The organism is Streptomyces minutiscleroticus (assembly GCF_014650875.1).
GTDB classification, from domain to species: Bacteria; Actinomycetota; Actinomycetes; order Streptomycetales; family Streptomycetaceae; genus Streptomyces; species Streptomyces minutiscleroticus.
On the sequence record NZ_BMVU01000003.1, the window covers coordinates 240996 to 262853 of the forward strand.

General features: G+C 73.4%; 19 protein-coding genes. 10 read left to right on the top strand and 9 right to left on the bottom strand.

Annotated elements, in window-relative coordinates; translation table 11 throughout:
* Positions 1 to 8: 8 nt before the first annotated feature.
* Together IE271_RS06315 and IE271_RS06320 are read right to left on the bottom strand one after the other, a co-directional pair.
* Positions 9 to 740 carry a GltA gene (locus IE271_RS06315; RefSeq protein WP_229919161.1) on the bottom strand — a complete coding sequence of 244 codons (732 nt, stop codon included), beginning with the start codon at positions 738 to 740 and terminating at the stop codon, positions 9 to 11.
* Between the two features lie 295 nt (positions 741 to 1035).
* On the bottom strand, positions 1036 to 1581 hold the full coding sequence (locus tag IE271_RS06320; protein ID WP_190189176.1) for a MarR family winged helix-turn-helix transcriptional regulator: 546 nt from the start codon (positions 1579 to 1581) through the stop codon (positions 1036 to 1038).
* Positions 1582 to 1807: 226 nt separating this feature from the next.
* Here IE271_RS06320 and IE271_RS06325 point away from each other — a divergent pair, with 226 nt between their 5' ends.
* The gene (locus tag IE271_RS06325) at positions 1808 to 3328 is read left to right on the top strand and encodes an MFS transporter (RefSeq protein WP_190189177.1); all 1521 of its coding nucleotides are present in this window, start codon (positions 1808 to 1810) and stop codon (positions 3326 to 3328) included.
* A gap of 87 nt (positions 3329 to 3415) precedes the next feature.
* On the opposite strand, the gene IE271_RS06330 is transcribed toward IE271_RS06325, so the two are convergent.
* A complete protein-coding gene (locus IE271_RS06330; protein ID WP_190189178.1) occupies positions 3416 to 4243 on the bottom strand; it encodes an APH(3'') family aminoglycoside O-phosphotransferase in 828 nt (275 codons plus the stop codon).
* Positions 4244 to 4806: 563 nt separating this feature from the next.
* On the opposite strand from IE271_RS06330, the gene IE271_RS06335 reads away from it, so the two are divergent.
* The 6 genes from IE271_RS06335 to IE271_RS06360 all read left to right on the top strand — a co-directional run bounded on the left by IE271_RS06335 (position 4807) and on the right by IE271_RS06360 (position 10731).
* Entirely contained in the window at positions 4807 to 6426 is a 1620-nt protein-coding gene (locus IE271_RS06335; RefSeq protein ID WP_190189179.1) for an ABC transporter substrate-binding protein, read from the top strand.
* A gap of 47 nt (positions 6427 to 6473) precedes the next feature.
* Positions 6474 to 7490, top strand: coding sequence for an ABC transporter permease (locus IE271_RS06340; protein ID WP_190189180.1), 1017 nt, complete (start codon positions 6474 to 6476; stop codon positions 7488 to 7490).
* Positions 7491 to 7496: 6 nt separating this feature from the next.
* Positions 7497 to 8369, top strand: coding sequence for an ABC transporter permease (locus IE271_RS06345; RefSeq protein ID WP_229919162.1), 873 nt, complete (start codon positions 7497 to 7499; stop codon positions 8367 to 8369).
* A 3-nt stretch (positions 8370 to 8372) separates the two neighbouring features.
* Entirely contained in the window at positions 8373 to 9266 is an 894-nt protein-coding gene (locus tag IE271_RS06350) for an ATP-binding cassette domain-containing protein (protein ID WP_190189181.1), read from the top strand.
* Entirely contained in the window at positions 9259 to 10005 is a 747-nt protein-coding gene (locus tag IE271_RS06355; RefSeq protein ID WP_190189182.1) for an ABC transporter ATP-binding protein, read from the top strand. The genes IE271_RS06350 and IE271_RS06355 overlap by 8 nt, the downstream gene beginning before the upstream one ends.
* A gap of 183 nt (positions 10006 to 10188) precedes the next feature.
* The gene (locus IE271_RS06360) at positions 10189 to 10731 is read left to right on the top strand and encodes a GNAT family N-acetyltransferase (RefSeq protein WP_190189183.1); all 543 of its coding nucleotides are present in this window, start codon (positions 10189 to 10191) and stop codon (positions 10729 to 10731) included.
* 91 nt (positions 10732 to 10822) lie between these two features.
* On the opposite strand, the gene IE271_RS06365 is transcribed toward IE271_RS06360, so the two are convergent.
* Positions 10823 to 11413 (bottom strand): TetR/AcrR family transcriptional regulator, encoded by a 591-nt coding sequence (locus tag IE271_RS06365; RefSeq protein WP_190189184.1) that lies wholly within the window; start codon positions 11411 to 11413, stop codon positions 10823 to 10825.
* Between the two features lie 326 nt (positions 11414 to 11739).
* Here IE271_RS06365 and IE271_RS06370 point away from each other — a divergent pair, with 326 nt between their 5' ends.
* The gene (locus IE271_RS06370; protein ID WP_190189185.1) at positions 11740 to 12246 is read left to right on the top strand and encodes a MarR family winged helix-turn-helix transcriptional regulator; all 507 of its coding nucleotides are present in this window, start codon (positions 11740 to 11742) and stop codon (positions 12244 to 12246) included.
* A gap of 165 nt (positions 12247 to 12411) precedes the next feature.
* On the top strand, positions 12412 to 14043 hold the full coding sequence (locus IE271_RS06375; protein WP_229919179.1) for an MDR family MFS transporter: 1632 nt from the start codon (positions 12412 to 12414) through the stop codon (positions 14041 to 14043).
* 480 nt (positions 14044 to 14523) lie between these two features.
* On the opposite strand, the gene IE271_RS06380 is transcribed toward IE271_RS06375, so the two are convergent.
* The 5 genes from IE271_RS06380 to IE271_RS06400 form a co-directional block, all read right to left on the bottom strand.
* On the bottom strand, positions 14524 to 15435 hold the full coding sequence (locus IE271_RS06380) for an NAD-dependent protein deacetylase (protein WP_190189186.1): 912 nt from the start codon (positions 15433 to 15435) through the stop codon (positions 14524 to 14526).
* Positions 15436 to 15588: 153 nt separating this feature from the next.
* Complete coding sequence (locus tag IE271_RS06385) at positions 15589 to 17028, bottom strand: GH1 family beta-glucosidase (RefSeq protein WP_190189187.1); 1440 nt, start codon at positions 17026 to 17028, stop codon at positions 15589 to 15591.
* 115 nt (positions 17029 to 17143) lie between these two features.
* Positions 17144 to 18067, bottom strand: coding sequence for a carbohydrate ABC transporter permease (locus tag IE271_RS06390; RefSeq protein ID WP_190189188.1), 924 nt, complete (start codon positions 18065 to 18067; stop codon positions 17144 to 17146).
* 12 nt (positions 18068 to 18079) lie between these two features.
* Positions 18080 to 19084, bottom strand: a complete 1005-nt coding sequence (locus tag IE271_RS06395; RefSeq protein WP_190189189.1) for a carbohydrate ABC transporter permease — start codon at positions 19082 to 19084, stop codon at positions 18080 to 18082.
* Positions 19085 to 19175: 91 nt separating this feature from the next.
* Positions 19176 to 20489, bottom strand: a complete 1314-nt coding sequence (locus IE271_RS06400; RefSeq protein WP_190189190.1) for an ABC transporter substrate-binding protein — start codon at positions 20487 to 20489, stop codon at positions 19176 to 19178.
* A 326-nt stretch (positions 20490 to 20815) separates the two neighbouring features.
* On the opposite strand from IE271_RS06400, the gene IE271_RS06405 reads away from it, so the two are divergent.
* Positions 20816 to 21829, top strand: a complete 1014-nt coding sequence (locus IE271_RS06405; RefSeq protein ID WP_190189191.1) for a LacI family DNA-binding transcriptional regulator — start codon at positions 20816 to 20818, stop codon at positions 21827 to 21829.
* Positions 21830 to 21858: the final 29 nt, after the last annotated feature.

A 21858-nucleotide genomic window follows, 5' to 3' on the forward strand; every position in this document is an offset into this window, starting at 1 on the left:
CGCCGTCCTCACCGGGCCCAGCGCCATCCGGTGGCACGCAGCGCCTCCGCCTGCTCCCTGACGGCGGCTCGGAGCTGGGCCGCGTCGGCGACACCGGCATAGGCGGCCTGCGCGGTCGTCTGGGCGGGATGCTTCCGGTAGAGACCGCCCGGGGTCCCGATCATCCATCCGTCGGAGACGGCCGCGCAGCGGAGCACGACGGCGATCGCCTCCCACGCGGGCAGGGCCGGCCATCCCCCCACCGCGAGCAGCAGCGGGGTCCGCGCCGTCAGATGGGTCCCCAGGACCGGGAAGAGGTCGTCGTCGTACGCGGTCAGCAGCGTCTCGTACGCGAGGGGGCCCTCCGGCGGGTCGTACGGGCCGGGCGCGGTCGAGCCGTCGGGCAGCAGGTCGAGCCCGGCGGAGATGCACCACCCCGTCCCGGGGTGGGCTTCCATGGCGTCGATGTCGCGCACCAGCCCGCCGGGGGCGAGCAGGTCGTCCGCGTCCAGCGCGCGCACCAGTTCGCCGGTCGCCCGCGGCAGGGCCATCGTGCGCGCCACGCCGGCGCCGCCCCTGGCCGCCCCTCCGGTGGAGATCCAGGGCTCGTCCGGCAGGGTGCGGAAGGGCTCGCCCGTGGTGCCGTCCTCCTGGACGAGCCACTGCAGGTCCCACCCGTCGGGCAGGCGCTCGCGCTCGTCCCGCACGGACTCGTACGCCTCGTGCAGGTACGCGTCCCCTCCCTCGTGGACGGGTGTCACTACGCTGACGATCCGAGTCATGACCATGGCCTCAAAGATGTGACGAACCGGGGTTCCGCGCGCTCCGCGGACCGGGGCCGGGCAGGGCGACGATCCTCTCGGGCGGCGGTGGACGATCGAGGATATCGCCGGTGACCAGGGACTCCGCGCCGGGGACCCACCGGTGACGGACAGTCGGCGGCCGGAGCCGCCGACGCGGGCGGCACCGCCGGACGGCGCGGAACGGGACCGGGGGCCCGGACGCGTCCTGCTCCCCACCCGTCCTGCTGCGTGCCCGTCCTGTTCCGTGCCCGTCCTATTTCCCGCGCGCGCCGCCGGCTTCCCGCGCGGGCAGGGCGCAGGCGGCCGCTCCCGGCCCCTGGACGGGATGCGCCCGCGCGGACCCGGCGTGCGTGCCCGCGTGGGCCTCGTACAGCGTGCGCAGCGTGTCGGCCAGCGCCTGGGCGGCGTCCTCGTCCAGCGGCGCGAGGTAGGCCCTCTCGGCCTCGGCGCGGGCCTGTTCGGCGTTGCGCAGGCACGCGGCGCCGGCCTCCGTGAGGGTCACCACGTTCCGGCGGCGGTCGCGGGGGCTGCGATGGCGCTCCACGAGACCCCTGTCCTCCAGGTCGTCGATGACGGCCACCATCGTCGTGCGGTCCATGCCGATCGCCGACGCCAGTTCGTTCTGCGACCGCTCGGCCCCGTCCGCCGCGATCACGGAGAGCACGCCCAGTTCCCGAGGATGCACTCCGAACGGCTCCAGGGCGTCGCCCAGGAAGGCGGCCAGCTGGAGGTAGGCGTGCTTGACCAGATATCCCAGCCGCAGCGTGAGGAGGTCGGACAGATCGGCGTCATCGGTCATGCGCGATAGCGTATCCTGGTTCTGATAATCAGCGATGCTGACTATTTGCTGCGCGACGTAACGCGAGACGCCCGCCGCGCACAGGGGGGACGGGGCACCGGCGCCCTGCCTCTCCCGGCCTCCGGACCTCCACCGCGCCTTCGGCCCCGCGTTCCGCCGGGACACGGGGCATCGATCCGCGCTGCCCTCCGCGGCGCACCTCACAGCAAGGAAGCACGTCCTCGACATGAGCGACTCCATATCCGCAGGCGCCACCCGCACGGCGCCCGGCTCCCACACCGCCGACGCCGGGGCGCCCGACCCCCGGCGCTGGTGGGGCCTGGTCGTCATCGCCCTGGCCCAGCTCATGGTGGTCCTCGACGCGACCATCGTGAACATCGCGCTGCCGTCCGCGCAGCAGGACCTCGGCATGTCGGACGGCAACCGCCAGTGGGTCATCACGGCCTACACCCTCGCCTTCGGCGGTCTGCTGCTGCTCGGCGGCCGGGTCGCCGACCTCGTCGGGCGCAAGCGCACCTTCATGTTCGGCCTGGTCGGCTTCGCCGTCGCCTCGGCGGTCGGCGGCGCCGCGACCGGCTCCGGGATGCTCTTCGCCGCCCGCGCGGCGCAGGGCGTCTTCGGCGCCGTCCTCGCGCCGTCCGCGCTGTCGCTGATGACGACGACCTTCACCGACCCGCGCGAGCGCGGCAAGGCGTTCGGCATCTACGGCGCGCTGGCCGGTGCGGGCGGCGCGATCGGCCTCCTGCTCGGCGGCGTCCTCACCTCGTACCTGAACTGGCGCTGGTGCCTGTACGTCAACATCCCGATCGCGATCGTCGCGGTCGTCGGCGCGGTCGTGCTGCTGCACGACCGGCCGGGCCACAGCGAGGCCAGGCTCGACGTGCCCGGCGTGATCCTCGGCTGCGGCGGCCTGGTCGCCATCGTGTACGGCTTCTCCGAGGCCGAGTCGCGCGGCTGGGGCGACGCGTCGGTCGTGTCGCTGATCGCCGGCGGCGTGGTGCTGCTGCTGGCCTTCGTCCTGTGGCAGTCCCGCGCGAAGTCGCCGCTGCTGCCGCTGCGCATCCTGCGGGACCGCAACCGCGCGGGCTGCTTCCTGACGATCGGCTTCGCCACGATCGGCATGTTCGGCCTGTTCCTCTTCATGACGTACTACCTCCAGGGCATCCTCGGGTACTCGCCGGTGAGGACGGGCCTCGCGTTCATGCCGATGTCCCTCGCGATCATCATCGGCTCCACGCAGATCTCCGCCCGCCTGCTGCCCCGCGTCCCGGCCCGTGCCCTCATGGTCCCCGGCATGCTGCTGGCCGCCTGCGGCCTGCTGATCCTGACCCGGCTGGGCGTCGACTCGGCGTACGCGACCCACGTCCTGCCCGCCGAGATCGTCATGGGCCTCGGCATGGGGCTGACGTTCATGCCGGTGTTCTCCACCGCGACACACGGTGTGCGCCCGCAGGACGCCGGTGTCACCTCGGCCATGGTCAACACCTCGCAGCAGGTCGGCGGTTCGCTGGGCACGGCCCTGCTCAACACCATCGCCACCTCGGCGACCTCCGCCTACATCGGCGGCCACCTGACCGACCCGTCGCACAAGGCGCAGGTCGTGGCCGCCGGCGTGGTGCACGGCTACACGCACGCCATCGGGTACGCGGTCGGCGCGATGCTCCTCGCGGGCTGCGCCGCCGCCTTCCTGGTCAACGCCGAGCCCGTGGCGCACGGCGGCTCCGCGACGCCGAACGCCGCCCACTGATCCCGGCGGTGCCCCCGGTGACGCCGGGGGCACCGCACGGGGACGCTCCGTCCCGGGTGCTCCGGGCCGGGAGCAGGGCGACAGGCCCTAACCCCAGGTGAGCGGGTCCAGGTGGAGGTAGAAGCGCAGGCGGTCGTGGTCGAGGACGGTGCCGTACCGCGCGGCGAACTCCGCGTCCGCGGCCCGGGCCCGCGCGTCGTCCGCCCACGTCTCCCGCGCGTTGGCGAGCAGCAGGGCGAGGTCGGCGTGGCGGTCGGCCAGTCCGAGGCGGCCCAGGTCGACGAAGCCCGCCACGTCCAGGGTCCGCGGGTCCAGGACGATGTTGGGCAGGCACAGGTCCCCGTGGCAGACGACCGTGTCGGCGGCCTCCTGCTCCCGCCGTCGCGCGGCCTGGGGGACGAGGCGGGCGAGCAGTTCCGCGGCCGGTGCGTGCCGCTGCTCGACGGGGAGGAACTCCGGGTTCACCGCGTCGCGGGCCACGACGTCGCGTGCCAGGGCCAGCATCCCGTCCAGGTCCCGGCGGAACGGGCACCGCGACACGGGCACCTCGTGCAGCCGGCGGACCGCGTCCGCGATGCCCTCCCAGGCCGCGCGCAGGTCCGCGGCGGACACCCGGTCGGCGGGCACGCCGCGGACAGCACCGGTCACCAGGCAGGCGCCCGCGTCACCGGAGTGCCAGTCCAGCACCCGCGGCCCCGGAACACCCTGCTCGTCCAGCCACGCGGCCCGGTCGCGCTCGGCCTCCAGACCGGCCGCGTCCGCGGCGGCCACGCACTTGGCGTACCGGGTGCCGTCCGCGCTGCGGAAGACGGCGGCCCCCGATTCGCCCGTGGTGACGGGCAGCCAGCCGCCGTCACCACCCTTCGCACCCGGCACCACCGATGACACTGAACGAGCTCCGGAACCACTGTCCATGGCCGGGCACTCTAGCCAGTCGGCCAGTCGGCCAGTCGGCCAGTCGGCCAGTCGGCCAGTCGGCCGGTCGGCCGGTCGGCCGGTCGGCCGTCGGTCCGGCCGGGACCCGGATGCGCGGGCCGGCGCGGTGCCGCCGCCCGGTCCGGACCCTTAGCGCCGGATCCGGCCACCGCGCTCCGGGCGCCGCCCGGCGGAGTCCGCCTGCGGTCGGCCCCGCCGGGCGGACCGTTCGCCGGGTACGGCCCGGACGACGGTGCCCGCCGTGGCGTACCGCCACGGAGGTCCGCCCTCGTGCCGGACCGGTCACCGGACCGCGCGGCCGGACGGGCGGGCCGACACCCGTCCCCTCGACCGTCCCCGGGGCGACGACGGGCCGGGAAGACGAGGGGCGCCGGCGTCTCCTGCGACCGGGGCGCACCTTTCGAACGGCCCGGATGGCGACTGCGGGACCGGCGTGCCGCGTGCCATGCTGGCACCACGACGCACCACCCCGCACGACGGCGCACCTGTCACGGCAGGACCGGCGCGAAGTACCTGACCGTACTGTTCGGGGAGGCTCGATCATGTCGTTGCGGCCCCTCCCGGCTGCTCGCCCCGCGCACCGCCGCCCCCGGGCCCGCCCGTGGCCGTACGCCGCCGCGGTGGCCGTCGCCGCGGTGGTGTCGCTCCTGGCGGCCGGCTGCTCGGGCGGGAGCGGCGGGGCCGGGCGGGACGACACCTTCGTCTACCTCTCCAGCAGGGGGCTCGTCACCGAGTGGGACCCGGCCCGCTCGTACTCCGACGAAGTGGTGGTCCTGTCGAACGTGTACGAGACCCTCACCCGCTACGACGCCGGCACCGGCCGGACGGAGGGCGTGCTCGCGACCGGGTGGACCTCGTCCGAGGACCGCAGGACCTGGACGTTCACCCTGCGGGACGGCGTCCGGTTCCACTCCGGGCGCCCGCTCACCGCCGAGGCGGTGAAGGCTGCCGTGGAACGCACCATGAGGCTGAAGGCCAGCGCCTCCTACGTGTGGGACCCCGTGGACAGAATCGTTCCGCTCGGGACCCGGCGGGTCCGCTTCGAGCTGTCCCGCCCGGCGCCGCTGGACGTCATCGCCTCCGCCACGTACGCGGCCTACATCTACGAGGTCAGGAAGAACGCCGGGGACTACCGGGCCGACGGCTGGGGCACCGGTCCGTACACCGTCGCCTCGTGGCGGCCCGGCGGCGAGAACGAGGTGGAGCTGACCGCCTTCGAGGACTACTGGGGCGGCTGGCGCGGCGACCGCTACCGGGAGGTGGTCTACCGGGCGGTGCCGCAGTCGTCCACGGCGGCGCAGCTCATGAGCTCAGGAGAGGGCGACTACGCCGGAGGACTGCCGCCGCAGCTGATCGACACACTCCGCGGCCGGCCGGGCGTCACCGTACGGGAGCGGCCCTCCTGGCAGACCCTCATCGGCCTGCTGAACACCCGGAAGGCGCCACTGGACGACCTACGGGTGCGCCGGGCCGTCGTGAACGCGCTCGACTACGAGCAACTCGTCACCGCGAGCAGGGGCGCGCTCGTGCGCTCCGACGGCATCATCCCGAAGGGCCTGCTCGGGTACACCGCCGATCCCGACCTGCCCGGCGACCGCGCCCTCGCGCGCAAGCTGCTGGCGCAGGCCGGGTACGGGCCGGGCAGCGGCCGGACCCTCGACCTGGAGATGACCTATCCGGCGGGCGACGACACCATCCGCACCCTCGGCGACCTGATGACGGCCCAGTTGCGCCCCTTGGGCGTGGACCTGCGGGTCAAGGGCCTGGAGTGGTCGTCCGCCCAGTGGCCGCTCGCCAAGCGGAAGGACCCCGACGAGCGCCAGGACGTCTTCGTCATGTACTGGTGGCCCGACGACCCCGAGTCGCTGTCGTACTACCGCAACGTGTTCCGCACCGAGAAGGAGATCTCCTACAACCTCGCCTACTACTCCAACCCCCGGCTCGACCGCCTCATCGACCGTGTCGGCGCCCTCACGGCCACCGACCCGGACCGGGCCGTGCGGACCTACCGCACCATGCAGGACATCGTCGTCGACGACGCGCTCGTCCTCTTCCTCGGCACCACGGTCTACCAGCGGGTGCTGAACAGCGACGTCGAGGGGTTCACCGACAACCCGGCCTACGCCAACGTCGTGTTCGTCCACGACCTCACCCACCGTTAGGGCCGGGGGCGGACACGGTGCGCGCCGGGAACGGCCGCGGAATGCCGGTGGTGTCCTACGTCGCCCGCCGGACGGGCCTGTCGGCCCTGGTCGCCCTCGGTGTGGTGGTGCTGACGTACCTGATCGCACGCGTGGTGCCCGGCGACCCCGCCGGTGTGTGGGCGGGGCCCCGGGCCTCGGCCGCCCAGCGGGCGCGCGTCCGCGCCGAACTGGGCCTCGACCGCCCGGTCCACGAGCAGATCGTCTCCTACGTGGCCGGTGTGTGGCGCGGCGACTGGGGCGTCTCGGTGCACACCCACCGTCCCGTCCGGAGCGACCTGTTCGGGCTGCTGCCCGCCACCTTGCAACTGGTGCTCGCCGGACTGGCCCTCGGGCTCGCCGTGGGAGTGCCCGCGGGGCTGGTCGCGGCACGGTGGCACGGACGGTGGCCCGATGCCCTGGTGCGGACCGGCGCGCTGCTGAGCGCCTCGATGCCGGTGTTCTGGCTGGCGCTGCTCCTGCAGACGGTCTTCGCCAGCCGGCTCGGGCTGCTGCCGATCGCGGGCGGCTACGACCGCACGGTGCTCGCCGCGCATCCCGTGACCGGTGTCACCGGTCTGCCGCTGCTCGACGCCGTGCTCACCGGAAACCGGGCGGCCGCCGCCAGTTACGCCCGTCATCTGGTCCTGCCCGCCCTCGTGGTGGCCACCTACCCGGCCGCGGTCGCCGCCCGCCTGGTGCGGGCCGGCGTCCTGGACGCCCTCGGTGAGGGCCACATCCAGATGGCGCGCTCCCTCGGCTTCCCCGAGCGCGCCGTGCTCGGCCGCTTCGCGCTGCGGCTCGTCTGGAACCCGGTCCTGCAGCTCGGCGCACTGGTCTTCGGGTACTCGCTGGTCAACACCTTCCTGGTGGAGGCGGTGTTCGACTGCCCGGGACTCGGGCTGTACGCGGTCGACTCGGTGAGGTCGCTCGACGCGCCGGCCGTCGTCGGCGTGACCCTCCTGGTCGCGCTGGTCTACCTCGCCGCGAACCTGGCCGTCGACCTGGCACAGGCCGTCCTCGACCCGCGCATCCGGCTGGGGTGAGCGCGTGTGACGGCCTCGCCCTCCCTCCCGCTCCTCCTCCGCGTCCGCCGGGCGCCCGGCGCGCTGCGCGGCCGGTGGACACTGGTCCTGACGGCCGGCGGCCTGGTGCTCGTCGCCGCCCTGGCGCTGCTCGCCCCGGTGCTGGCCCCGTACCCGCCCCTCGCCACCGACCTCGCCCGGACCCTGCGCCCGCCCTCGTCCGCCCACTGGTTCGGCACCGACGAGCTGGGGCGCGACGTGCTCTCCCGGGTGCTGTACGGCGCGCGGACGGGCCCGGTCGTCGCGGTGACCGTCGTGGGGGTCTCCCTGCTGGTCGGCACCGCGACGGGGCTGGCCGCCGGGTACTGCGGCGGGTGGACCGACGAGGCGCTGATGCGCCTCACCGACGTCTTCCTGGCGGTGCCCGCCCTGCTGCTGGCGCTGGCCCTGACCACGGTGCTGGCTCCCGGCCCGGCCGGGCTGACGGTGGCACTGGTCGTGACCTGGTGGCCGTGGTACGCCCGGCTGGTGCGCGGCGAGGCGGCGTCGGTGACCGGACGTGCGTACATCGAGGCGTGCCGGACCCTCGGGCTCGGTCACCGGCGCATCCTGCTCCGCCACGTCCTGCCCAACGCCTCGACCCCGTTGCTGGTCCAGGCATCGACCGACGTCGGCGGGGTCCTCCTCGTCGCCTCCGGGCTGTCCTTCCTCGGGCTGGGCCCGCAGCCGCCGGCACCCGACTGGGGGCTGATGGTGGAGGAGTCGCAGAACTACTTCACCACACACTGGTGGCTCGGCACCTTCCCCGGCCTGGCCATCATGGTCGTCGCGGCGCTCTGCTTCCTGCTCGGCGACGCGCTGCGCGACCGGCTCGACCCCCGCCACACCCCCCGGATCTGACCGATGGCCACCGCCGCCGACGCCCCGTTCCTCGACCTGCGCGACCTGTGCGTCCGGTACGGCACCGCCGACAGCGCACCTGTGGTGCGCATCGACGAACTGACGCTGTCGCGGGGGGAGTTCCTCGGTCTGGCCGGGGAGAGCGGTGCGGGCAAGACGACGGCCGGGCTGACGGTGCTGGGTCTGACCCGGCACACGGGCGCCCGGGTCACCGGCAGCATCCGGCTGGCCGGCGAGGAGCTGGTGCCGGCGCCGGAGAAGCGGCTGCGGCGGCTGCGCGGGTCCGTCATGGCGCTGGTCCCGCAGAACCCGGCCGCCGCGTTCAGCCCGGTCCTGCCGGTCGGGGCGACCGTCCTGCGCGCGCTGCGGCTGCACGGGTGCACCCGCGCCGAGGCCCGGCGCCGGGCCGCCACCGGCCTCGAACGGGTGGGGCTGCCCGTCGGCCACCTCTCCCGCCTCCCGCACCAGCTCTCCGGCGGGCAGCTCCAGCGGGTGGCGATCGCCCTGGCCTCGGCCCTGCGGACGCGGCTGCTCGTCGCCGACGAACCGACCAGCGCACTGGACGTGACGGTGCAGGCGGAGATCTGCGCCCTGCTGGCGGAACTGCGCGACGCGCACGGCACGGCCGTCCTGTTCATCAGTCACGACCTGGCACTGCTGGCGGGGCTGTGCGACCGGATCGCGGTGATGCACCAGGGGCGGGTGAGGGAGGACCGCCCCGCCGCGGACCTGGTCGCCGCGCCGCGGGCCGACTGCACCAGGCGGCTGCTGGCGGCGGCCCCCCGGCCGGGCGCCGCGGCGGCGCCCGGTCCCGGGGCCGCGGTGGCACCCGGACCGGGTGACATCGCGGAGCCCGGGCCGGGCGGGGGACGCGGCGAGGAGGCGGCCGGTGCTTGAGGCGCGCGACCTGACGGTGGTGTACGGGGGAACGACCGTGGTGGACCGGGTGAGCCTGGCCCTGCCCGAGGGCCCGTACGGCCTGGGGCTGATCGGCGCGAGCGGTTCGGGCAAGACGACGGTGGCACGGTGCCTGCTGGGACTGGTGGCGCCGACGCACGGCACGGTCCTCTTCCGCGGTGCCGACGTCGGCGGGATGCGGCGGCCGGGTCCCTACCGGCGCGCGGTCCAGATCGTCGTGCAGGACACCGAGGGCGCCCTCGATCCGCGGATGCGGGTGGGCACGGCGATCGCCGAGGTCCTGCGGGCGCACCGGATGGTGCCGCGCGGCGCCGAGCGCGGGCGCGTCGCCGAACTGCTGGCCGACGTGGGGCTGGACGCCGAGCACGCCGCGCGCCACCCGCACCGGCTCTCCGGCGGGCAGCGCCAGCGTGCGGCGATCGCCCGCGTCCTCGCGCTACGGCCGCGCTTCCTGGTCCTGGACGAGCCGACCAGCGCACTGGACACGACCACGCAGGCCCGCATCCTCGGCCTGCTGGACAGGCTCCGCACCGAGCACCGGCTCTCCCTGCTGCTGATCTCGCACGACCTCGCGGTGGTGGAGCGGCTGTGCCGGCACCTGGTCGTCCTGCACCGCGGACGCGTCGTGGAGGAGGGACCGCTCGCCGACGTCCTGCGCGCGCCCCGGCATCCCGTCACCCGCGGCCTGCGCGACGCGGTGCCGCGCCTTCCGCTGTGAGCCCGGGCTCGGGACGCGCCGCCCCTCGGCGGTGGGCCGCCGGGCCGGACCCCGGAGGGCGGGTCTGGACGGCCGGCGGACACACCGTCACGGTGGGGCACGGGAGCCACCGGAAATTCCCGGTGGGCCCCGCCCCGCCCCGGTTATCCTGCCTCGTCCCGGACAGGCCAGGGAGGCCCCGCCATGAGCAGCGTCACGTCGTCCTTTCCCGCGCGGATCGAGCTCTCGGGGGAGGGACTCGTCCTGCGTGACTGGACGGAGGCGGACCTGGCCGCGATGCCGGAGCTCTTCGACCACCCCGACATCGCGTACTGGACGCCGATCGTCTCGCCCTTCGACGAAGCGGCCGCCCGCGCACGGCTGGAGAAGGACCGGCGGCTGCGGGCGGAGGGTACGGTCGTCCTGCTCGCCATCACCGTCGGCGGCGGCGCACCGCTGGGCGAGGTGATGCTGCGGCGGTCCCCCGAGGGCATGGAGATCGGCTACGCGGTCGGCCCGGCGCACCGCGGCCGGGGGCTGGCGGCGCGGGCGGTGCGGGTGATGGCCTCCTACGCCTTCGGGCAACTGGGCGCGGAGCGGGTGATCCTGGAGCTGGAGGCGGAGAACGCCGCCAGCGTCGCCGTGGCCGCCAAGGCGGGCTTCCGGCTGCTCGACGTGCCGCTGATCACGGGTGAGGAGAAGGGACGGCCCTACGCCCTGCAGACGTGGGGCCTGGACCGCCCCTGATCCCCGGCCGGGACCACCGGCTCCCGGCCCGGACCGCCCGCCCCTGACTCGCCGGCGGTCGACGGCCGGGGCCCGGGCGGGGACGGAGGGCTCAGGGCGCGGTGAATCCGCGGCCGGCCTGCTCGAAGCAGGTCCGCGCGAGTTCCATGAGGCGGTCGAAGCCGTCGTCCGGGGACCACAGGGTGTAGGCCGTGGCCATCGCGGCTCCGGCCGTGTTGACGGCGAGTTCCGCGTAGACCTCGCTGCCCGAAGGGGCGCGGTCCGCGATCCAGTCCCGCAGCTCGCGCTTGAAGCGGGCCGCGTGCTCGCGGGTGGAGGCGGCGAGGGTCGGTGACACCGTCTTCAACCGCTTCTGCAGGACGAGCCGGTCGGAGAAGGTGCTGACGTAGCCGAGGTGGACGGCCTGCAGGGAGGCCCACAGCGTCTCCCGCTCGGGACGCGCGTCCATGAGCGAGCGCCACAGCTGCGGGTCCTGCGGGGCCGGGTCGAGGACGATCGCCTCCTTGGAGGCGAAGTAGTTGAACAGTGTGGTCCGGGACACGCCCGCCGCCTCGGCGATCTCGTCGAGGCTGACGGCGTCGAAGTCACGCCGGTCGATCAGTCGGAGCGCCGCGTCGCGGATCGCCTGCCAGGTGGCGAGCTTCTTGCGTTCCCGCAGTCCCATCCCGGTCTCGTTGGCCATGTCCGCACTGTAGGAAGAATGTTGGACTTGATTCAAATTTGTCCTTGTGCTGGTTCCCTCACCGGCCTTCCGGGAGGGCCGGACGCCGCCGAGCGCCGCTGGGGAAGCGGAGCCCGTCGTGCCGCTGGAGGGGCGGAGCCCGTCGGCCGCGGTCAGGCGGGGACCTGCTCCGCATCTCCCGTTGCGGGGCGCCCACTTCGGGACTTCGCGGACTCGGATCAAACTTGCATTCGGTTCAACCTTGTTTCTATTGTTGCCCTAGGCAATCAAATGGCGCGGGCGAACTTCGCCCGCGTCGGGGGCGGATCCATGCGGGCGGGGAATCGATGAGCGGCAGCGTGCACGACGAGGCTCTCGGCGATGTCGTCCGGCAGCTCACGGCGATCGCCGCCATACGGCGACGGCTGGTACGCGAACTGCCCCAGGGACTGGGGAACGGCTCCTCCGTGCTCGCCGCCCTCGCCCACTGCGGTGAGACCCGGCTGCGTGAACTGGCCCACCACCTGGACCTCGACATGTCGGTGGTGAGCCGGCAGGTGGCCCAACTGGAGCTGCAGGGCGCCGTGGTGCGCCGCGCCAACCCCGAGGACCGGCGCTCCAGTCTGGTCAGCATCACACCGTCCGGCCGTGCCTGGGTCGACGCGCTCGTCCGGGCCCACACCGACTCGGTCGCCGCCGCCACCGCCGACTGGACGCCGCAGGAACTGACCACCCTCACCACCCTGCTCGAACGCCTGCGGGACGGGCTCTCGCGCCGGATGCACGGCACCGAGCCGCGCGACGACGCGCCCGACCGCTCCGGCACCCACGCTTCGCCCGCCCCTCTTCCGTGATCCGGGGCGGCGCGCACCAGTGACCGGCGGACCGGTTCACCACCGCCGACCGATCCTTGCCCCGCGACGGCGCGGGACCAGCGAACAACCACTCAAGGGAAGACAACACACGTGGCACAACAAGGCAGTACGGGCGTCGCCGAGGCCCAGGCCGGCGATGCTCCGATGACGCATCGGCAGATCATGGAGGCCCTCTCCGGCCTCCTGCTCGGCCTCTTCGTGGCGATCCTGTCGAGCACGGTCGTGTCCAACGCCCTGCCGCGGATCATCGCGGACCTCGACGGCAGCCAGTCCGCCTACACCTGGGTGGTGACCAGCACCCTGCTGGCCACCACCGTCTCCACCCCGATCTGGGGCAAGCTCGCCGACCTGACCAGCAAGAAGCTGCTCGTGCAGCTCTCCCTGGTCATCTTCATCGTGGGTTCGGCCGCGGCCGGCCTGTCGCAGAACACCGGGATGCTGATCGCCTTCCGCGTGGTGCAGGGCCTCGGCGCCGGCGGTCTGACCGCCCTCGCCCAGGTCATCCTCGCCTCGATCATCCCCCCGCGCGAGCGCGGCCGGTACAACGGCTACCTCGGCGCCGTCATGGCGGTGGGCACGATCGGCGGCCCGCTGCTCGGCGGTGTCATCGTCGACACCTCCTGGCTCGGCTGGCGCTGGTGCTTCTACGTCGGCGTCCCCTTCGCCCTCGCCGCCCTGGTCGTGCTGCAGCGCACCCTGCGGCTGCCGCTGCTCACCCGCGACGTCAAGGTCGACTACCTGGGCGCCGTCCTCGTCGCCGCCTCGGTCTCCCTGCTGCTGATCTGGGTCTCGCTGGCCGGTGACACCTTCGCCTGGTGGTCCTGGCAGACGATCGCGATGGTGCTCGGCGCCGTCGTCCTGGCCGTGCTGTTCGTGCTGGTGGAGCTGCGGGCGCCGGAGCCGATCATCCCGATGCACCTGTTCCGCAACTCCACCATGACCCTGTCGGTCGTCGCCAGCCTCGCGGTCGGCACCGCGATGTTCGGCGCGACGGTCTTCCTCAGCCAGTACTTCCAGATATCCCGCGGCGACTCGCCGACCATGGCCGGCGTGATGACCCTGCCGATGATCATCGGTCTGGTGGGCTCCTCGACGGTCGTCGGCCGGCTCATCACCGCCTCCGGCAGGTGGAAGCGCTACCTGGTCACCGGCGGCATCCTGCTCATCGTCGGCCTGGCCCTCATGGGCACCGCCCGCGCCGACTCGGCCTACGGCCTGCTCGCCGTCTACATGTTCCTGATCGGCTGCGGCGTCGGTATGACCATGCAGAACCTGGTCCTCGCGGTGCAGAACACCGTGCCGATGCAGGAACTGGGCGCGGCCAGCTCCGTGGTGGCGTTCTTCCGCACCCTCGGCGGCGCCATCGGCGTCTCCGCCCTCGGCGCCGTCCTCGCCTCCAAGGTCGGCACCTACATGGCCGACGGGCTGGCCGAGCTGGGCGTCAAGTCGTCCGGCAGCGGCGGCTCGCTGCCGGACGTCAGCACCCTGCCCGCTCCGATCGCGGCGGTCGTCGAGGACTCCTACGGCCGCGCCACCGGCGTCATCTTCCTCATCGCCGCGCCGATCGCCCTGGTCGCCCTGGTCGCCATGGTCTTCATCAAGGAGATCCCGCTGCGGACCGCCGTCGACGGCGCCGGGGAGGGCGCGCAGCAGGCACCGGCCGGTGCGGCGGGAGCGACCGCGGCCGGCGGGGACGCGCCGGTGACCGGCGCGAGCGCCGCCGGCCGGGCCGACCGCGGCGAACCGGTCGACGGGGACGCCCTCGGCGCCCGGTGAGCCGCCGGCCGGGCGGCTCCGCTCGGAGCGCCGCCGCCCGGCCACCGCGCGCAGGCGGTCCGCAGGACACCGGGGACGGTCCCGGACCGCCTGTGCGGAGCACGACGGTGCGAGGCGGGAAACCGCTTCGCACCCGGGCCGGGGCGGCCGCCGAGAGACGGCCGCCCCGGCCCTTTCCCCGTCCTCGGTGCCGGCACCCGCCGGTACCGGTTCCGTCCGCGAGGGGCGCGCACGCCGGTGTCCGCGAGGAGCGGGGAACGGTGCCGAGGCGGCCGCATGGGGGAGCGGGCGCCCCGAGGCGCGGCGGGCTGCGGCGGATCCTGCTCGACCCGCTTCCGGCCGGTACCGCCCGACGAGGGCACAAGGCCGACGGTGTGCGCGCCCTCGGCGGGAACCGCCACGAGGCGACCTCCGCCGCCGGCGCCCGACTCGCCGTGGACGGCGGCTCCCCGCTGCGACGCCCGGCACCGGGAGCGGCCGTCACCGCTGTGCGCGGGGCTCCGTACCGTCGTCGACGGGGACGCCCAGCCGGCCGGCCACGGTGGTGAGCGCCGCTCCCAGCGGGAGCGCGACCCGGGTGACGGCGTGCCGGTCGCCCCGGGTCACGTCCCGGTTGACGATCAGCACCGGCTTCCCGGCCTCGGCCGCCTGGCGGACGAACCGGAGCCCGGACATCACCGTCAGGGAGGAGCCGAGGACCAGCAGCGAGGTGGCCTCACGGACCAGCGTGCGGCAGTGCTCGACCCGCGCCGGCGGCACGGCTTCGCCGAAGAACACCACGTCAGGCTTGAGGACGCCGCCGCACACCGCGCAGGGCACCACGCGGAAGTCCCCGACCTGCTCGTCGGTGAGGTCGGCGTCACCGTCGGGGTTGATCCCGGCGGCCACCGGCTCGAAGCCGGGGTTGGCCTCCTCCAGCCGCCGGGCGAGTTCGCGGCGCGGGCTGAGGGCGCCGCAGGAGAGGCAGACGACCCGGTCCAGGCTTCCGTGGAGCTCCACCACGTCCTCGCTGCCCGCGGCCTGGTGCAGGCCGTCGACGTTCTGGGTGATCACACCCGAGAGCAGGCCGTGCCGTCCGAACGCGGCCACGGCCCGGTGCCCGGCGTTGGGACGGGCGCGGCCGAAGGTGCGCCAGCCCAGGTGGCTGCGCGCCCAGTACCGGCGCCGGGCCTGCGGGTCGGCGGTGAAGTCCTGGTAGGTCATCGGGGTGTGCCGGCTCAGGCTCCCGCCCTCGCCCCGGTAGTCGGGGATGCCCGACTCCGTGGAGATGCCCGCCCCGCTGAGCACCAGCACACCGCCGCCGCTCAGCGCGTCGGCGACCGGCTCCGGGTCCGTGGTGGCCGGCGGCAGGTCGTCGGTGGGGGTCCAGCTCAGGGTGGGGCGCATGCGCATGCCGCCAGGGTACGGAATCCCGCCGGAACGGTGCGTGCGGGCGGGCCCGCACGCGGGGAGGCCCGCCCCCGCGCCCGGGGAACCGGGACGCGGGGGCGGGCTCGCGGTGCGGCACCGGGGCGGGGCGACGATGAGGTGCCGCACCGGGCCTGGTCAGGCGCCGGGCAGGACGCCGGTGCGGGCCACCTCCGCGTACCAGCGGGCACTGGCCTTGGGGATGCGCGTGCCGGTCGGGTAGTCCACGTAGACGGCGCCGAAGCGCTTGCTGTAGCCGTGCGCCCACTCGAAGTTGTCCAGCAGCGACCACAGGAAGTACCCGCGCACGTCCGCCCCGTCCTCGACGGCCCGGTGCACGGCGGCCAGGTGACCGCGCAGGTAGGCGATGCGGGCGGGGTCGTTCACCTGGCCGGAGGGGTCGGCGTAGTCGTCGGACGCGATGCCGTTCTCCGTGATGACCAGCGGTACCTCGGGGAAGTCGGACGCCATGCGCCGCAGCAGGTCGTACAGGCCGCTCGGGTCGACGGCCCAGCCCATGGGGGTGGTGTCGCCCGGGGGCTGGTGGAAGGCGACCTCGTCGGCGGCCGGCCACGGGCTGTGGGCGCTGTTGCCGTGCCCGTCCGAGGTGTGGGCGCCGTCGCCGTCGGCCCGGGAGACGAGGGTGGGCGTGTAGTAGTTGACGCCGAGGAGGTCCAGCGGCTGGTGGATCTGCGCCAGGTCGCCGTCGTGGACGTACGACCAGTCGGTCAGCGCGGCGGTGTCCTTGAGGAGGTCCTCCGGGTAGGCGCCGCGCAGCATCGGGCCGGTGAAGACGCGGTTGGCCAGCGCGTCGATGCGGCGGGCCGCGTCGGCGTCGGCGTCGCTCCCGGTGAGCGGGCGCACATGGTGGATGTTGAGGCTGACCAGGCACTCGGCGTCGGCGACGCGGTCGCGCAGCGCCTGCACGGCCAGGCCGTGGGCGAGGTTGAGGTGGTGGGCGGCGCGCAGGGCGGCGACCGGGTCGGTGCGGCCGGGGGCGTGCACGCCGGAGCCGTAGCCGAGGAAGGCGCTGCACCAGGGCTCGTTGAGGGTGGTCCAGGTCTTCACCCGGTCGCCGAGCGCGTCGGCGGCCAGGGCCGCGTACTCGGCGAACCGCTCGGCGGTGGCGCGCTCCGGCCAGCCGCCGGCGTCCTCCAGCTCCTGCGGCAGGTCCCAGTGGTAGAGGGTGGCGACGGGCTGGATGCCCTTCTCCAGCAGCGCGTCGACGAGACGCCGGTAGAAGTCGAGCCCCTTCTGCGAGGCGGGACCGCGGCCGGTGGGCTGGACGCGCGGCCAGGCCAGGGAGAAGCGGTAGGCGCCGACGCCGAGGCCGGCCATGAGGGCGACGTCCTCGTGCAGGCGGTGGTAGTGGTCGGTGGCGATGTCACCGGTGTCGCCGTTGCGGACCCGGCCGGGGGTGCGGGCATAGGTGTCCCAGATGGACGGCGTGCGGCCGTCCTCCGCGACGGCTCCCTCGATCTGGTACGCGGCGGTCGAGAAGCCCCAGAGGAAGCCCTCGGGGAAGGTGCGGGAGGCGTCCGGGGCGGATGCTGTCGACTGCTGTGCTGCGGTGGCCACGTGGGTCCTTTCGGAAGCGGGGGCGGGCAGGTGATGACGGGCGCGCAGGGGCGGAGGGACGGAGGGGTGCGGGGAGGGGGCGGCCGGTGGCTCCCCGCCGGTGCGGTGCGGCGGGTCAGCCCTTGACGGCGCCCGCCATGATGCCGCTGACGATCTGCCGGCCGAAGACGATGAACATCGCCAGCAGCGGCAGCGTGCCGAGGAGCGCGCCCGCCATGATCAGGGACTGGTCCCGGACGTAGCCCGCGCTGAGCTGGGTGAGGGCGACGGGGACCGTCGGGTTGGTCATGTCGAGCACCACGAACGGCCAGAAGAAGTCGTTCCAGGCGTGCACGAACGTGATCATGAACAGGACCGCCATCGCGGGGCGTGCCACGGGCAGCACGATGCTCCAGAAGATCCGCAGCGAGTGCGCGCCGTCCACGCGGCCCGCCTCGACCAGTTCGTCCGGCAGCGCCTCCGACAGGTACTGCCGCATGAAGAAGACGCCGACCGCGCTGACCAGGGTGGGGAAGATGACGGCGGGCAGCTCCTGCGTCCAGCCCAGCTCGGACATCATCATGAACAGCGGGACGACGCCGAGCTGCGGGGGCACCAGCATGGTGCCGATCACCAGCATGAGCAGCACGTTGCGGCCCTTGAACCGCAGCTTGGCGAAGGCGAACCCGGCCAGCGTCGCGAACATCACCGTGGACAGGGCGATGACACCGGCCACGATCAGACTGTTGATCATGGCCTTGCCCATCGCCGCCTCGTCCCAGGCGCGGGCGAGGTTGCTGAACAGGTTGGGGCCGGGCAGGAACGGCGGCGGCGTCTGGCTGACGCGGGTGTTGTCGGTCGAGGCCGCCACCATCGTCCAGTACAGCGGGAAGATCGACAGGATCGCCGTGATCGCGAGCAGGACGTAGGCGAGCGGGCCCGCGTGGTGCTGGCGCCCGGCACGCTGGCCCAGCAGTCGGCGGCCACCGCGGGCGGCGGTCCTCTTCGGCGCGGTCCGGACCGGCGCGTCCGCCCGGACCGGGAGGCTGTCTGTGGTCATGGGGACTCCTGGTCAGGACGTACGGGGGCTGCGGGACCGCAGACGCGTGATCAGGCGCTGCGTCACGAAGACGAGGACGAGCAGCAGGAACATCGCCCAGGCGACGGTCGCCGAGCGGCCCATCTGGTAGTTCTTCCAGCCCTCCTCGTACAGCAGCAGACCCAGCGTCTGGTACTGGTTGTCCGCGCCGCCCGTCACACCGTTGGGTCCCTGCCCGAAGATCAGCGGCTCGCCGAACAGCTGCGTCGCGCCGATGGTGGAGAGCACGATGGTGAAGACGATGGTGGAGCGGATCCCCGGCACGGTGACGTGGGTGAACTGCTTCCAGCGCGAGGCGCCGTCGATGGCGGCGGCCTCGTACCGCTCGGCGGGGACGGCCTGCATGGCGGCCAGGTACAGCAGCGCGTTGTAGCCGGTCCAGCGCCAGATGACGATGGTGGAGATCGCGAGCTGGGCGGGCCACTTGTCGGCCTCCCAGTTCACCGGGTCGACGCCGACCAGCCCCAGCATCCAGTTGATCATGCCGAAGTCGCGCTCGAAGAGCATGGTGAACACCAGGGCGGCGGCGCCGACCGACGTGGCGTAGGGGACGAGCGAGGCGACGCGGAAGAAGAGCGAGCCGCGCATCCGGTAGTTGAGCAGGTGGGCCAGGCCGAGCGCCATCAGCAGCTGCGGCACCGTGGAGATGACACCGATCGTGACGGTGTTCATCAGGGCGTTCCAGAAGCGTTCGTCGTTCCACAGCGCGACGTAGTTGTCGAACGCCACCCACTCCATGACGTCGAGGGTGGCCAGTTCCACCCGGTGCAGGGAGATCCAGGAGGTGTAGAGGAGGGGGTAGAAGCTGAACGCGGCGAACACGACGAAGAACGGTGCGACGAACGCGTACGGTGCGCCCTTGAGGTCCAGCCGGTGCAGCAGCGCGCCGCGCCGCCGGCCCGCGTTCTCGCCGCCCGGCTCGGGGGACGGTCCTCGACGTCCCCCGCCGGTCAGGGCCTTGGTGGTGGAGGTGGCCACCGGAGTTCCTTCCTGAGAGCAGGGATGTGAGCCGGGCCCCGGGCCCGCCGGCGCAGTGCGGGCGGGCCCGGGCGGCCGGACGGGCGACGGGTCAGCCGACCGCCTTCTCGATGCGCTCCGCGGTGGTCTTCCATGCCTGGTCGCGTGCGGTGCCCTGCTGCTCGATCAGGGTCAGCCCCTGGGAGAAGGTGTCCTTGATCGTGCCGTCCTTGCGGCCGAGGATCTGCTTGTCCGGGATCTCCTGGGCGGCCTCACCGAAGATCTGGCCGATCGGGGCGTTGTCGAAGTACTCGGACTTCACGCTCTTCACCTCGGGGCTCTCCAGCGCCTTCTGCGAGGACGGGACGCTGCCCAGCTCCTTGAAGATGTGCGCCTGCTGCTCGGGGGCGGTCAGCCACGCCACGAGCTTCTTGGCCTCCTCCTTCACCGGGCTCTTGTCGACCACGCCGAAGAAGGAGCCGCCCCAGTTGGCGCCCTTGGGGGCCTTGGCGACGTCCCACTTGCCCTTGTTCGCCTCGCCGGCCTTCTCGCTGATGTGGGCGAGCATCCAGGCCGGGCAGACGGCCGTGGCGAACGTGCCGTTGGCCAGGCCCGGGTCCCAACCGGGCTGGAACTGGCGGAGCTTGGCGGACAGGCCGTCCTCGGCGGCGTCGGCGGCCAGGTTCCAGGCCTGCTTGACGGCCGGGTTCTTGTCGTAGATCAGGTCGCCGTCGGCGTTGTAGTACTGCTCGGGGTAGCCGTAGACCATGGCGTTGAACAGGCCGCTGGCCGCGTCCATGTACGCCACGTCACCGCCCTTGAAGTCCTTCTTGAACGTGCGGCCGACCTCGACGTACTTGCTCCAGTCCCCCTCCCACAGCTTGGCGACCTCCTCGCGGTCGGTGGGGAGCCCGGCCTTCTCGAAGTAGTCCTTGCGGTAGCAGACGGCCATCGGGCCGATGTCGGTGCCGAGGCCGAGCACCTTGCCGTCCTCGGTGGTGATCTGGGACTGCTTCCACGGCAGGAAGTGGTCGGTGCCCTTGACGTCGGAGAAGTCGGCGAACTTGGCGGCCTGGGTGTCGACGATCTCCTTGGCCCGGCCGATCTCGATGCCCTGGATGTCCTTCAGGCCCTTGCCCCCGGCCAGCCTGGTCTGCAGGGCGGTGTAGTACGTCTGCTCGTCACCGGCCACCTCGGCCTTGATGCGGACGTTCGGGTTCTCCTTCTCGTACTGCTCCAGGAGGCCCGTCTCCTTGAAGCCCATCACGCCGTACATGCCCATGGTGATGGTGACCTTGCCGTCCTTCTTGCCGCCGCCCGTGACGGATTCGTCACCGCCTCCGCAGCCTGCGACGAGCGCGAGCGCACCGGCGGCCGCGACGACGGCGACCGCTCTCCTGCGCGGTGATCCGTGAACTGTGCTCATGTCTCTTCCTCCAAGCGACGGCGCTGGCGCACCGGGCGACGCAGATGTACGTGAAGTCCCATGGCGGTACGACGGACTGTGGGAGCGCTCCCAGGGGGCTGGTGGGAACGTGCCCATGTGTAGGTGGGAACGTGCCCACCGGCGGTTGGAAGACTCGTGGCAGCGAACGGCCGTGTCAATGACTTGAACACGATTCGTTGCCGGACCGGGGACCCGGCGTCGTCTCCCGATTACGGGAGGGTGCTGCCGCAGCCGTGGTGTCTGCCACAATTGCCGCTGGTCACCTCCGCGGCGGGTGCCGCCGCGGCTGCCGCCGGGAGGATCGCATGACAGGGAACCGCCAGCCCACGATCAAAACGGTCGCCGCCCGGGCCGGGGTGGGGCGGACGACGGTGTCCCGTGTCATCAACGGCTCGGATCTCGTCAGCGCCGACGCCCGCGCGCGGGTACTGGCGGCGATCAAGGAGCTGAACTACGTCCCCAACTCCGTGGCCCGCGGCCTGGTGACCAGCCGCACCGACGCGGTGGCCCTGGTGATCCCGGAGTCCGAGAGCCGGCTCGGCGCGGAGCCGTTCTTCGCCGCCCTGATCCGCGGTGTGAGCGGCGCGCTCGCCGAGACCCGGACGCAGCTGCAGCTCACGCTCGTCCGCGACCAGTTCGAACGCGACCAGCTGGCCGCGTCGGTGGCGACCCGCCGGGTCGACGGTGTGCTGCTGGTCTCGGTCCACACCCACGACCGGCTGCCGGGCATGCTGGAGGAGATGGGACTGCCGACCGTGCTCGCCGGCCGCCGCGACGCGGGAGAGCAGCTCAGCTACGTCGACTCCGACAACTCCGGGGGCGCCGCCGCAGCCGTCCGGTACCTGCTGGCCAGGGGGCGCCGCCGCATCGCCACCATCACCGGATCGCTCGACATGGACGTCGGCCGCAGCCGGCTCGCCGGCTGGCGCGACGCCCATCGCGAGGCGGGGGCGCGGGCCGACGGGGCCCTGGCCGAGACCGGTGACTTCACCGAGGAGGGGGGCGTCCGGGCGATGCGTTCGCTCCTTGAACGTGCGCCGGACCTCGACGCCGTCTTCGCGGCCTCGGACCTCATGGCCGTCGGCGCCCTGGCCGAACTGCGCCGCCAGGGGCGCCGGGTGCCGGACGACGTCGCCGTCGTCGGCTTCGAGGACTCCGTCCTCGCCCGCCACACCGCCCCGCCCCTGACGACGGTCCGTCAGCCGGTGGAGGAAGTGGGCCGCACGATGGCCCGGATCCTGCTCGACATCACGCAGAACGGCGCGGACCGGCGGCAGGTGACGCTGCCGACGGAACTGGTGGTGCGCGAGTCGTCGTGAGGCCGGGCGGACTCCCGGCGCCTTCTCCT

Bases quoted from the DNA above. Each gene is read 5' to 3' on its own strand.
- IE271_RS06360 (WP_190189183.1), top strand. From the start codon at position 10,189: ATGAGCAGCGTCACGTCGTCCTTTCCCGCGCGGATCGAGCTCTCGGGG.
- IE271_RS06320 (WP_190189176.1), bottom strand. From the start codon at position 1,581: ATGACCGATGACGCCGATCTGTCCGACCTCCTCACGCTGCGGCTGGGA.
- IE271_RS06325 (WP_190189177.1), top strand. From the start codon at position 1,808: ATGAGCGACTCCATATCCGCAGGCGCCACCCGCACGGCGCCCGGCTCC.
- IE271_RS06350 (WP_190189181.1), top strand. From the start codon at position 8,373: ATGGCCACCGCCGCCGACGCCCCGTTCCTCGACCTGCGCGACCTGTGC.
- IE271_RS06335 (WP_190189179.1), top strand. From the start codon at position 4,807: ATGTCGTTGCGGCCCCTCCCGGCTGCTCGCCCCGCGCACCGCCGCCCC.
- IE271_RS06330 (WP_190189178.1), bottom strand. From the start codon at position 4,243: ATGGACAGTGGTTCCGGAGCTCGTTCAGTGTCATCGGTGGTGCCGGGT.
- IE271_RS06375 (WP_229919179.1), top strand. From the start codon at position 12,412: ATGACGCATCGGCAGATCATGGAGGCCCTCTCCGGCCTCCTGCTCGGC.
- IE271_RS06365 (WP_190189184.1), bottom strand. From the start codon at position 11,413: ATGGCCAACGAGACCGGGATGGGACTGCGGGAACGCAAGAAGCTCGCC.
- IE271_RS06400 (WP_190189190.1), bottom strand. From the start codon at position 20,489: ATGAGCACAGTTCACGGATCACCGCGCAGGAGAGCGGTCGCCGTCGTC.
- IE271_RS06370 (WP_190189185.1), top strand. From the start codon at position 11,740: ATGAGCGGCAGCGTGCACGACGAGGCTCTCGGCGATGTCGTCCGGCAG.
- IE271_RS06390 (WP_190189188.1), bottom strand. From the start codon at position 18,067: ATGACCACAGACAGCCTCCCGGTCCGGGCGGACGCGCCGGTCCGGACC.
- IE271_RS06405 (WP_190189191.1), top strand. From the start codon at position 20,816: ATGACAGGGAACCGCCAGCCCACGATCAAAACGGTCGCCGCCCGGGCC.
- IE271_RS06380 (WP_190189186.1), bottom strand. From the start codon at position 15,435: ATGCGCATGCGCCCCACCCTGAGCTGGACCCCCACCGACGACCTGCCG.